12 protein-coding genes and 1 pseudogene are annotated in these 10,274 nt (G+C 72.1%); 9 read left to right on the top strand and 4 right to left on the bottom strand.

Going from position 1 to position 10,274, the window contains the following annotated elements:
* Together Mterra_RS15050 and Mterra_RS15045 are read left to right on the top strand one after the other, a co-directional pair.
* Positions 1-742 (top strand): c-type cytochrome (locus Mterra_RS15050; RefSeq protein ID WP_119315918.1); only part of this gene is annotated, 742 nt, incomplete at its 5' end.
* Positions 739-1,311, top strand: a complete 573-nt coding sequence (locus Mterra_RS15045; protein WP_119315917.1) for a QcrA and Rieske domain-containing protein — start codon at positions 739-741, stop codon at positions 1,309-1,311. The genes Mterra_RS15050 and Mterra_RS15045, both read left to right, overlap by 4 nt.
* Positions 1,312-1,520: 209 nt before the next feature.
* On the opposite strand, the gene tyrS is transcribed toward Mterra_RS15045, so the two are convergent.
* Positions 1,521-2,807, bottom strand: a complete 1,287-nt coding sequence (tyrS, locus tag Mterra_RS15040; protein WP_119315916.1) for a tyrosine--tRNA ligase — start codon at positions 2,805-2,807, stop codon at positions 1,521-1,523.
* A gap of 50 nt (positions 2,808-2,857) precedes the next feature.
* Here tyrS and Mterra_RS15035 point away from each other — a divergent pair, with 50 nt between their 5' ends.
* From Mterra_RS15035 to Mterra_RS15025, 3 genes are all read left to right on the top strand, one after another.
* Positions 2,858-3,241: a hypothetical protein gene (locus Mterra_RS15035; RefSeq protein WP_119315915.1), complete on the top strand. Its 384-nt coding sequence runs from the start codon at positions 2,858-2,860 to the stop codon at positions 3,239-3,241.
* Between the two features lie 136 nt (positions 3,242-3,377).
* On the top strand, positions 3,378-3,671 hold the full coding sequence (rpsT, locus tag Mterra_RS15030; protein WP_027892911.1) for a 30S ribosomal protein S20: 294 nt from the start codon (positions 3,378-3,380) through the stop codon (positions 3,669-3,671).
* 11 nt (positions 3,672-3,682) lie between these two features.
* Positions 3,683-3,769, top strand: coding sequence for a 30S ribosomal protein THX (locus Mterra_RS15025; RefSeq protein ID WP_036218544.1), 87 nt, complete (start codon positions 3,683-3,685; stop codon positions 3,767-3,769).
* 456 nt (positions 3,770-4,225) lie between these two features.
* On the opposite strand, the gene Mterra_RS15020 is transcribed toward Mterra_RS15025, so the two are convergent.
* The gene (locus Mterra_RS15020) at positions 4,226-4,990 is read right to left on the bottom strand and encodes a DUF4388 domain-containing protein (protein ID WP_119315914.1); all 765 of its coding nucleotides are present in this window, start codon (positions 4,988-4,990) and stop codon (positions 4,226-4,228) included.
* Complete coding sequence (gene thrB, locus Mterra_RS15015; protein WP_119315913.1) at positions 4,975-5,859, bottom strand: homoserine kinase; 885 nt, start codon at positions 5,857-5,859, stop codon at positions 4,975-4,977. Before thrB ends, Mterra_RS15020 begins: the two co-directional genes overlap by 16 nt.
* Before the next feature lie 116 nt (positions 5,860-5,975).
* Between thrB and Mterra_RS15010 the strand changes: the two genes are divergently transcribed.
* Both Mterra_RS15010 and Mterra_RS15005 read left to right on the top strand, forming a co-directional pair.
* On the top strand, positions 5,976-6,821 hold the full coding sequence (locus tag Mterra_RS15010; protein WP_119315912.1) for a hypothetical protein: 846 nt from the start codon (positions 5,976-5,978) through the stop codon (positions 6,819-6,821).
* Between the two features lie 49 nt (positions 6,822-6,870).
* Positions 6,871-7,620 (top strand): hypothetical protein, encoded by a 750-nt coding sequence (locus Mterra_RS15005; RefSeq protein WP_119315911.1) that lies wholly within the window; start codon positions 6,871-6,873, stop codon positions 7,618-7,620.
* Here the strand turns inward: Mterra_RS15005 and Mterra_RS15000 are convergent.
* On the bottom strand, positions 7,571-9,055 hold the full coding sequence (locus tag Mterra_RS15000) for an NAD(P)H-hydrate dehydratase (RefSeq protein ID WP_119315910.1): 1,485 nt from the start codon (positions 9,053-9,055) through the stop codon (positions 7,571-7,573). The two genes, Mterra_RS15005 and Mterra_RS15000, sit on opposite strands and share 50 nt — an antisense overlap.
* A 43-nt stretch (positions 9,056-9,098) precedes the next feature.
* On the opposite strand from Mterra_RS15000, the gene Mterra_RS14995 reads away from it, so the two are divergent.
* On the top strand, positions 9,099-10,058 hold the full coding sequence (locus tag Mterra_RS14995; protein WP_119315919.1) for an ABC transporter ATP-binding protein: 960 nt from the start codon (positions 9,099-9,101) through the stop codon (positions 10,056-10,058).
* Positions 10,055-10,274, top strand: a pseudogene (locus tag Mterra_RS14990) (thiamine diphosphokinase); the annotation flags it as partial. The gene Mterra_RS14995 and the pseudogene Mterra_RS14990, both read left to right, overlap by 4 nt.

The following is a 10,274-nucleotide window of genomic DNA, read 5'->3' as shown; positions in this document are numbered from 1 at the left end:
CCGCAAGCTCTCCCCCGCCGCCCTGGCCGTGGTCACGGTGAGCCTGCTGGTGGTCGGGGCCGGGCTGTGGCGCTTCACCGTGCCCCGGTTGCCGGGCGAGACCATCGTCACCAGCCGGGCCGAGGCCGCCCGGCTGCGCGACCTCGAGAGCCGCGCCCGCGCGAGCAAAGAGGCCCAAGACTGGCTGGCCTACGCCAACGCCGCCTGGGAGGTGCAGGACTTCGAGCGAGCGAGCCAGGGCTACCTCGAGGTCGCCAAGCTCGAGCCGCGCAACGTGGTGGCCTTGCGCCGCCTGGGCATGCTGCTGTTCTTCGCCGGGCGCGGCGAGCAGGCCCTGCCCGTGCTGGAGGTCGCCACCCGCGCCGACCCCTCCGAGCCGGAGGGCTGGCTCTTCCTGGGCAACATCTACTTCCAGATGGGCCGCGCCGAGGACGCGGTGCGGGCTTGGGAGAGCTACAAGGCCGCCGGGGGCGAGTCGGCGCAGGTGGACAACCTGATCCAGACCGCCCGGCAGCAGCTACAGACCGCCTCACCGGGCCAGCGGGTCTACCTGCAGAAGTGCGCCGCCTGCCACGGCGCCCAGGCCCAAGGGGGCAGCGGCCCGGCGCTCAAGGGCAACCCTGCGAGCAAGGTCCCCGAGGCCGTGCGCGAGATCGTCACCAAGGGGCGCGGCAGCATGCCCGCCGTGCCGATGGGTGCGCAGGAGCTCGAGGAGCTCATCGCTTACCTCAGAAGCCTATGAAACTCGGACGACGCGACATCATCTGGATCATCCCCAGCGCCATCGCCGCGGGGTTTTTCGGCTGGCTGGGCTACCGCACCGTCTACATCCAGTTCTTCAAGACCGGCGTGGCCGAGCCGGTGTGGAAGGACGGGCCGCGGGTCCGGGTCGCCGGTGCGGGCGAGCTCGAGCAGCCCTGGGCCTTCAGGTACTTCGAGTACCCCGTCCGCGTCGGCACGGCCGAACGCAAGCTGCAGGCCGTGGCCTTCCGCCTGCCCCAGCCGGTCTCGGGGAGCCTCGAGCTCGGCGGCGCCCACTTCCTGGCCCTCTCCCGCGTCTGCACCCACCAGGGCTGCACCGTGAACTACGTGGACAACCCCGAGCTCGGCGCCATCGCCTACAACTACCGCACCGAACACCCCTTCCTGGGCTGCCCCTGCCACTTCGGCGCCTTCGAACCCCTCCAGGCCGGCCGCGCCGTGTACGGCCCGCCCCGCTTCCCGCTGCCAAGGCTGCGGCTCGAGGCCCAAAACGGGACGATCTACGCCACCGGCCACGAGACCCCGCTCCGCCCGATCGAGCAGGGCTGAAGCGGTCAGCTTTTAGCCATCAGCCGTCAGCTCATGGCTGGTGGCCTGTGGTTTCTGGCTTGTCGAGGACCTAGGGTCAAGGGTTAAGGGCCAAAGCGCCTTGCGTCTTGCGTACGACGTAGGACACGCGTTTTGCGTTTTGCGTCTTGCGTTTTGCGTACGACGTAGGACGTACGACCCACACCCGGCTATAGGCTATCGGCTACCCCTCATCCCCCCGCCTCCACCCGCACGAACTTATCCTTGCCCCGCTGGAGCACCAGCGGCTGCTCGAGCGCGACCTGGGCGTTGGGGTCGGCCACGACCTCCCCGCCGATGCGCAGGCCCTTGTTCTGGATCATGCGCTTGGCCTCGCCGTTGGAGGCGGTGAGGCCGGCCAGGGTGAACAGGCGCGCGACCGGGATGGCCCCGTCGCTGAGCTCGGAGGGGGGGACCTTCACCACGGGGATGTCGTCGGGGATGACGTTGCGGGCGACCTGGTAGTAGCGCTCCTCGGCCTGGCGGATGGCCTCGACGGACCCCGCGTCGCGGTCGTGGCCGGCGGCCTCGAGGCTGTAGCCGAGCTCCCCGTAGAACGCGCGGTCGATGCGCGTGGGGACGAGGCCCTGGGCGTAGGCGCCCGTCACCAGGCGGGCGAGCACGCGGTGCGCCCCCACGGGGCCGCCCTTCGCCAGCACCTGCGCGATCTCCTCGGGCGTGAGGTCGGTGCACAGCTCGAGGTAGCGCGGCAGCAGCGGGTCCACGACCTGCATGAGCTTCTTGAACACCACCGCCGGCTCCTCGCTGATGCCGATGTAGTTGTCGTAGCTCTTCGACATCTTGCGCCCGTCGGAGCCCTCGAGCAGCGGCATGATGAAGGCCACCTGCTCCTCGAGGCCGTAGGCGCGCTGCACCTCGCGGCCCACGAGCAGGTTGAACTTCTGGTCGGTGCCGCCCATCTCCACGTCGGCCTGGATGGGCACCGAGTCGTAGCCCTGGGCGAAGGGGTAGAGGAATTCGTGGATGGAGATGGGCGTGCCCGAGGTGTAGCGGTTCTTGAAGTCCTCGCGCTCGAGCATCTGCGCCACGGTCACCTGCGAGGCGAGCTTGATGACCTCGGCGAAGGTCAGGCGCTCGAGCCACTCCGAGTTGTAGCGCAGTTCGAAGCGCCCGGGGTCGCGGTGCAGGATCTTGGAGACCTGCTCGACGTAGCTCTTGGCGTTCTCGCGGGTCTCTTGCAGGGTGAGGGGCGGGCGGGTGGCGCTGCGGCCGGAGGGGTCGCCGATCATGGCGGTGAAGTCGCCGATGATGATGACCACCTTGTGCCCGAGCTCCTGGAACTCGCGCATCTTGCGCAGCACCACCGCGTGCCCGACGTGGATGTCGGGGCGGGTGGGGTCGAGGCCGAGCTTGATGGTGAGCTGCCGGCCCGACTCGAGCTTGCGGCGCAGGTCCTCCTCGGGGATGACCTCCACGGCAGCGCGCTTGAGTGAGTTAAGGGTTTCCTCAACCGTCATGCGCACAAGTATAACCGCTGAAAAAGCCCTTTCCTGCATATACTGGGGCCGTGCTGCGTCTACTGTTGATCCTGGTGCTGTTGGGTGCAGCCCTGGCTTATTACGCCGAGCAGGTGGGGCTGGGGGTGGGTTATCCGCCCTTCGTCCCGATGGTGTACTGGAAATACAACGGCGAGCAGAAGTACAGCCTCCGCGTCACCGGGGTCAACGCCGCCGTGAAGGTCAAGCTCGACGGCCAGCTCAACGACGGGGCGCTCGAGCTCAGCCTCCTCCAGGGGGGCCGCCAGGTCGGGCAGGCCCGGCGCTACAAGGGCCGCTTCAACGACATCGCGCTGTTCTACGTCAACCCCGGGCTCTACACCGTGCGCTTCCGCCTGCAAGACGCCAAGGGCTACGTCCGCATGGACTGGGTGGGCACCCGCTTCGAGTATTGACGCGGGCTGCCCCGCCGCGCTCGGGGGTTGCCTGGCCGGCAGCGGCTTGGTAAATCGCTCATGCATGTGCTAGACTTGTGAGCGGTTTGCCCGGAGCCCCAAAGGCGCGGCCCGGCAGTCTTGATTCAGGAGAAACATGGCACAGAAGAAAAGCACCCGTAACCCTTCCGCGATGAAGCGGCACCGCCAGTCCCTCAAGCGGCGGGCCCTCAACCGCTCGAAGAAGGCGACCATCAAGACCGTGACCAAGAAGGCCCTGACCCTGGCCCAATCCGGCAACGCCGAGGAGGCCACCAAGGTCATGCGCTACGCGGAGAGCCTGATCGACAAGGCCTCCAAGGGCTCCACCCTGCACAAGCGGGCCGCCGCCCGCCGCAAGTCGCGGCTGATGGCGAGCATCCACAAGCTGCTGAACCCGGCTAACGCCTGAAGGAGCTGAACATGGGCAAGGGCGATCGTCGCACCCGGCGGGGCAAGATCTGGCGCGGCACTTTCGGCAAGTACCGCCCCCGCTCCAACAAGAAGTAACCGTCAAGGCCTGACCCGTTCCCCTCGAGCCCCGCGCTCGAGGGGTTTTCTTCTAGTGTTCGTGGGAGATGGGGTTGGTTTGCGGTGCTTTGGTTTGGTGACCCCCGCTCCCCCGAGGGACTCCAGGTTACCGGCAGAGCCGGTATGGCCTACGGCCACCCCCTCGCGGGCATGCCGCCGGGCCTCGGTGCCCGCGTGTGCAGGGGTGCGGGCCGCACCTTGACCCGGCGGCATGCCCGTCTGCGCCACCTCCCTCACCCCCTCCCGCGTGAGCCGCACACCCCGGCCGGGGCACGGCAGCGACCACCGAGCGGAGGTCCCCTGGGGCGTGGGGCTGTAGTTAGCTGTCGGGTCGGTCACAGCCCCAGGGGATGATTTATCCCAACAGGGCGTATCGCGTACGACGTAGGACGTACGACCGGCGTCTTGCGTTTTGCGTCTTGCGTTCGGCCACCCTCAAGCCGGCGACGTGGTCCGCGCCTCGGCCTCGAGCTCCCACAGCAGGTCGCGCAGCAGCCAGCCGCGGCCGGGGGGCTGGATCTCGCCCGAGAGCAGGGCGCCGATGAGGTAGCGGCGCACGGCGCTGAGCTCGAGGCCCCCCGTCTGGACGATCTCGCCGATGTTGCGGGTGCCGTCGAGGGCGACGGTGATGCGGTCCTCGAGGCGGGTGAGGGCCCCGGCCTGGGTGCGGCGGGCGGAGGGGTGGCGGATGCGCAGGGCGAACCAGGCGTACTTGCGCAGGGGCACCAGGTCGCCCTCGTGCAGGCCGCGCCAGGCCCGCTCCGCCGCCACGATCAGGGGGACGCCCCAGGCCTTGGCCGCGGCCCTGACGCTCTTGCCGCCCATCAGCACGGTGAAGGGCTCGATGGGGCGGGGGCTCTCCACCACGCGGCTGGGCGAGTCGAGCAGGCGGTGAAAGCGGCTCCACTCGTCGTTGAGGCGGGCCCACTCGCCCATGAAGGTCTTGAAGCCCATCAGGGGCGTGCCGCCGTGCGGCTCGTTGACGAACTCGAAGCGGCCCTCGTGGGCGTAGAGGGGGAAGGTGCTGATGGCCTCGAGGCCCGTCCAGTCCCAGATCCCCCCGTCCACCACCTCCCCGCCCACGAAGCGCAAGGTCAGGGGCAAGTCGCCGACTTTCAGCTCCAGACGCCCCGTGCGACGCCCGCCATGCAGCAACTCCATGACGTCGGCGATCGGAATGGTGCTCAGGTCTCCTTCCACGTATACCCTGCTCCCGGTCCTAGAATAAGGGTTCGGCCGCCCGAACCGGCATACCCGCCGAGCGCCTCCCGGACGGGCGCCTCCAGGCCCGGCCGGACGACGGCCGCCAGGGTCGGGCCTGCGCCCCCCACGAAGGCCGCGAGGGCCCCGGCGGCGTAGGCGGCCTCGAGGGCCCTCTCCAGCCCCGGCATCAGGTGGGCGCGGTGGGGCTGGTGCAGGCGGTCGCGGGCGGCCTCGCGCAGCACCTCGAGGCGCCCGCTCGCCAGCGCGGCCGGCCACAGCGCGCTGCGGGCGAGGTTGAACACCGCGTCTTGCAGCGGGTAGAGCCCCGGCAACGCGGCCCGGGCCAGCGGGGTGGGCACCTCGTAAGCCGGGATCGCCAGCACGAAGCGCACGTCGGGGACGGGCAGCGGGACGGCGAGGGGGGGGTCGGCCAGGGCCGCGACGAAGCCCCCGTAGACGGCCGGGGCCACGTTGTCGGGGTGGCCCTCGATGCGGGCGGTGACGGCGAAGACCCCGTCCTTGCCCAGCTTGCCCCCGCTCATGCGGTCGGCGACGGCGGCCCCCGCGACCAGGGCCGCCGAGCTGCTGCCCATGCCCCGCGCCAGCGGGATGGGGTTGTCGGCCCACAGCGCGACGGGCGGGGCGGCCTGGCCCAGCTCGGCCCAGGCGGCGCGGTAGCCCTGGTGGACGAGGTTGTCCGGGGTGGGGGGAACGGCGCCCTCCCCGCTGTACACGAAGCGGTCGCACGGGGCGGGCTCGGCCCGGACCGTGAGGTAGACGTCCACGGCCACCCCTAACGCGTCGAAGCCGGAGCCCAGGTTGGCGAGGGTTGCCGGAACGAGTACCTCTAGCACGCCCGTAATCATACCGAAAGCGGCGCGGGGGCCATGCTACACTGGGGCCTAGCTTTCCGGCCCGCAGGCCCGCCTGGGCGGATGACGGGGCGAACACCGCGTGGCGCAAAAACCGGGGGTAAACGTTGATGGATACAGCTTCGCGTGGTCTTCTCGACACCGTCAGTCCTGCCCTGCTGGCCTACCTCTTCGGTTTCCTCCCCCAGAACGACCCCCTCACCGAGTGGGTCCCCGGCGAACTGCTCACCCCCGAGTTCGTCCAGCGCCTGCGCGAGTCGCAATTCACCGGCTTCGCCCTCGCCAAGCTGCCCAAGGGCCACGGCCTGCTGGTGTTCTACAAGGGGCGGCTGCTCGAGGCCTGGCGCCAGGAACCCCACGGCTACGAGGCGGGCACCACCGCCTACCGCAACCTCATGGCCGAGCTCGCCCTGGGCGGGCTCTCGCTCTACAAGCTGCGCCTGGAGGGCATCCCCTGCCTGCTGTCCCTCACCCAAGGATCGCCGCGCTTTTTGGCCGTGGCGCCGCGCTCGCTGCAACTGGAGACCCTGCTCGACTCGCTGCGGCAGGAGCACTTCAGCGGGGCGCTGGTGGTCGAGGACGGCAGCGCGGGGCGGGCGTGGTACTTCTACCGCGGGCAGCCGGTGTTCTCCCCCGACCTGCCGCGCGACCTGCGCGAGGGGCGGGTCCACCTGCTGCAGTCGCCCGGCAAGGCCCCCCAAGACCTCTTCGAGGTGCTGCAGCGCGAGGAGGAGGAGCGCCGCCGCCAGCAGAGCGACCGCATGTGGGAGTCGGTGGAGCAGGTGCTGCGCGAGTACATGGGCCGGGGGGCGGCGGGGGCGCTCGAGCGGCTGCGCAAGTCGCTCCCCGAGGAGAACCCGGAGCTGCTGCGCCAGGGGCTGGCGCGGTGGCTCACCCAGACCCTCGAGCCCGGCGCGGCCAAGCTTTTCGAACAGCTCATCCAGCGGCCGCGCTGAGGGGGCCGGCGAGGCCGGGCAGCGGTGTGCGTGCTGTTACAATCGCCTCATGGGGAGCCTGACGATCCCGATGTACCTGATGGCCGGGCTGTGGCTGGCTTGGGCCGTCGGTGCCCTATCCAGCGACTTCGTGCGTAGCCTTTCCGTCACCCTGGCCGACTTCCTGGGCGCGGCGATGCTGGCGGGCCTGGCCTACCGCTCGCCCTCGGTGGTGCGCCCGCCCCTGCTCGGCCTGGCGCTGGGGCTGGCGGTGCTGGGCGCCGGGGACTTCCTGCTCTCCCTGACGCGCCTGAACCCCGGCTTCACGGGCGCCGACGGCCTGCGGGAGGGGCTCTACCTGCTGAGCGCCCTGCTGGTGCTGGCTATGGGGGCGCTGCTGCCGTGGGCCATGGAGCGCAACGGCCTCTACCCCCAGGGCAACGCCCTGCGCTTCACGCTGATCGCCGCGCTCGCCGCGGCGCTGCTGGTGATGTTCGTGCAGGCCTTCCGCGACTCGAGCGCCCTCAGCATGCTCTTCCAGGGGGTGGTGTTCTTCCTGACCGTGCTCTACCTCCAGCAGACCGCCGTGCTGGCGGGCGGCCGCATCGCCCGCAGCCTGAGCGCCCTGAGCTTAGCGCTGGTGCTGGTGAGCCTGGCGCGGGTGGTGGCGGTGCTGGGGGGCGACGCCCGGTGGGTCACGGTGCTCTACGACCTCTTCTGGCTCGGCGGGATCAGCCTGCTGGCGTGGACCGGCTCCCGGGTGGCGATCCCTACCCGCGGGCCGAGCCTGGGGGCGACCCCCACGCCCAGAAAGCCCTGACCTCCCCGCGCTCGAGCGCCGCGCGGGCTTCGGGCAGCGCGTCGGCGAGCTCGTGGGCCAAGAGCCCCACCCGGCCCCGCCGGTCCCCGCTCAGCCCGTGCAGGTAGACCCCCAGCCGGGCCGCGTCCCACGGCGGCAGGCCCGCCGCCATCAAGGCCGCGACCACCCCGGCCAGCACGTCGCCCGTGCCGCCCGAGGCCATCGCCGGGTTGCCGGTGGTGTTGACGGCGAACTCGAGCCCCTCCCCCGCCTTCCAGGCCAGCACCGTCGGGCCGCCCTTGAGCACCACCACGACTTTGGGAAAGCGCTCGGCCAGGGCGCGGGCGGCCTCGAGGGGCTCCGCGGCGACCGCCCCGGCCTCGCCCCCCAGCAGCCGCGCCGCCTCGCCCGGGTGGGGGGTGATCACGGCCGGCACGCCCTCCCGGACGTAAGCCTGCACCAGCTCGGGCCGCAGCGCGTCGGCGTCGAGGACGGTGGGCAGCCGCAGCGCGAGCACCGCCTCCGCCGCGGCGTGAGCCAGCGGCCCGGCGCCCATTCCCACGGCCGCCGCCTCCGCCCGGACCCCGGCCAGCGCCCCGGCCGACCAGGACTCGAGCGGGTGGCGGACGGACTCCAGCGGCAGGTTCAGGCGGAGCTCTGCCGGGTAGGCCACGGTCACCAGCCCAGCCCCCGCCCGGTGCGCCCCGAGCGCGGCCAGCACGGGGGCCCCGGTGTAGGCGGCGTGGCCCCCGGCGACGAGCACCCGGCCCACGCTGCCCTTATGCGCGTCTCCCGGACGCCCGGGGAGGAGGGCGGCCATCGCCCGCGGCGTGAGCAGTTCGGGGAGGTCGGGGCGCTCGAGCGCCCGCGCGGGCATCCCGATGCCGGCCAGCAGGACCTCGCCGCAGGCCGCGCGCGCGGGGTGGAAGAGGTGCTCGCGCTTGAGCCCGGCCAGGGCCAGCGTGAGCGTGGCCCGCACGTGGGGCTCGAAGGGCAGGCCCGAGGGGAGGTCTATGGCGACCACCGGGCAGGCCGCGGCGTTGACCCGGCCCACCAGCTCGGCCCAGAAGCCCTCGAGGCCCCGGCTGAGCCCGGTGCCGAAGAGCGCGTCGAGCACGACCTCGCCCGGCCGGGGCTGCCAGCGCTCGAGCGGCTCGGCCTCCAGCCCGTGCGCGCGGAGTGCCTGGCGCATGTGCAGGGCGTCGCCGGCGTGCTCCAAGGCCGTGAAGACCCGGACCTCGGCCCCGGCCAACGCCAGGTGGCGCGCCGCCGCCAGCCCGTCGCCGCCGTTGTTGCCCTTGCCGCACAGCACCGCGACCCTCCGGCCGGCAAAGCGCTCGAGCACCGCCCGGGCCGCCGCCCGCCCGGCCGCCTCCATGAGCAGGAGGCTCGGGTAGCCCAGTCCCACGGCCTTCGCGTCGGCCTCGCGCATGGCCTGGGGGGTGAACAGCCGCATCGTGGTCACGGCCGAATTCTACCGGTGGGGTAATTTAGGGGTCGTGCTGGCTCTGCAGGCGCTGCGCAAGACCTACCCGGGCTTCAGCCTCGAGCTCTCCCTGAGCCTCCCCCAGGGGCAGACCCTGGCGCTGCTGGGCCCCTCCGGCTCGGGCAAGAGCACCGTGCTGCGGCTGATCGCGGGGCTGGAAACCCCCGACTCGGGCTCCATCCGCATGGGCGAGCGCGACCTGCTGGCGCTGCCGCCCGAGAAGCGGCGCGTGGGGATGCTGTTCCAGGACTTCGCGCTCTTCCCCCACCTCGACGTGTACGAGAACATCGCCTTCGGGCTGCGCGAGGCGGGCTGGCCCGCGGAGGCGATCCGGCGGCGGGTGGGGCTTCTGCTCGAGCAGACCCACCTCACCCCCCACGCCCGCAAGCGGCCCCACCTGCTCTCCGGCGGCGAGCGGCAGCGCGTGGCCCTGGCCCGCGCCATGGCCCCCGGCCCCGACCTGCTGCTGCTCGACGAGCCGCTGGGGGCCCTCGACCGCCGGCTGCGCGAGGCGCTGATCCTCGAGCTGCGGGCCCTGCTCGCGGGCGGCGGCCCCACCGCCGTCGTGGTCACCCACGACCAGCAGGAGGCCTTCCTCCTGGCCGACCAGGTCGCGGTGATGCGCGAGGGCCGCCTGGCCCAGGTGGGCTCCCCCGAAGCCCTCTACCACCGCCCCGCCGACGCCTGGGTGGCCCGCTTCCTGGGCCACCGCAACCTGCTCACGCCGGAGCAGGCCGAGCGGCTGGGGTTGCCCCCTCGAGCTCACCTCCTCCCCTCGGCCGCGCTGGGCGTGGGGGAGGGAGCGGGCGCGCGGGTGCTCGAGCGCCTGTTCCTGGGCGAGCGCACCGGCTACTGGCTCGACTGGCAGGGGCTGCGCCTCTACCACGAGACCCCCGACGGCCGCTGGCGCGAGGGCGAGACCCTGCCCCTCAGCCTCGACCTCGGCCGGGCCGTGCCGCTGGAGGGCGCGTGAGCCGCTTCGCCGTCCTGCTGGGCGGCCCGCTGGCGGTCACCCCCCGGCTGAGGGGGCAGCTCGAGGCCGCCGGCGGCTGCCGGGTGATCGCCGCCGACGGCGGCATGGCCCACGCCGAAGCCCTGGGCCTCGGCGTGGAGCTGTGGGTCGGGGACTTCGACTCCAGCCCCCCCGAACTCCTGGCCCGCTACCCCGCCGTGCCCCGCGAGGCCCACC

Origin of the sequence: Calidithermus terrae (assembly GCF_003574345.1) — a bacterium.
GTDB lineage: Bacteria > Deinococcota > Deinococci > Deinococcales > Thermaceae > Calidithermus > Calidithermus chliarophilus.
Note: the sequence above shows the minus strand (reverse complement) of the source record. Positions and strands in the feature narration are given on the sequence as shown.

Bases quoted from the DNA above. Each gene is read 5' to 3' on its own strand.
- rpsT (WP_027892911.1), top strand. From the start codon at position 3,378: ATGGCACAGAAGAAAAGCACCCGTAACCCTTCCGCGATGAAGCGGCAC.
- Mterra_RS15005 (WP_119315911.1), top strand. From the start codon at position 6,871: ATGGGGAGCCTGACGATCCCGATGTACCTGATGGCCGGGCTGTGGCTG.
- Mterra_RS15010 (WP_119315912.1), top strand. From the start codon at position 5,976: ATGGATACAGCTTCGCGTGGTCTTCTCGACACCGTCAGTCCTGCCCTG.
- thrB (WP_119315913.1), bottom strand. From the start codon at position 5,859: ATGATTACGGGCGTGCTAGAGGTACTCGTTCCGGCAACCCTCGCCAAC.
- Mterra_RS15045 (WP_119315917.1), top strand. From the start codon at position 739: ATGAAACTCGGACGACGCGACATCATCTGGATCATCCCCAGCGCCATC.
- tyrS (WP_119315916.1), bottom strand. From the start codon at position 2,807: ATGACGGTTGAGGAAACCCTTAACTCACTCAAGCGCGCTGCCGTGGAG.
- Mterra_RS15000 (WP_119315910.1), bottom strand. From the start codon at position 9,055: ATGCGGCTGTTCACCCCCCAGGCCATGCGCGAGGCCGACGCGAAGGCC.
- Mterra_RS15025 (WP_036218544.1), top strand. From the start codon at position 3,683: ATGGGCAAGGGCGATCGTCGCACCCGGCGGGGCAAGATCTGGCGCGGC.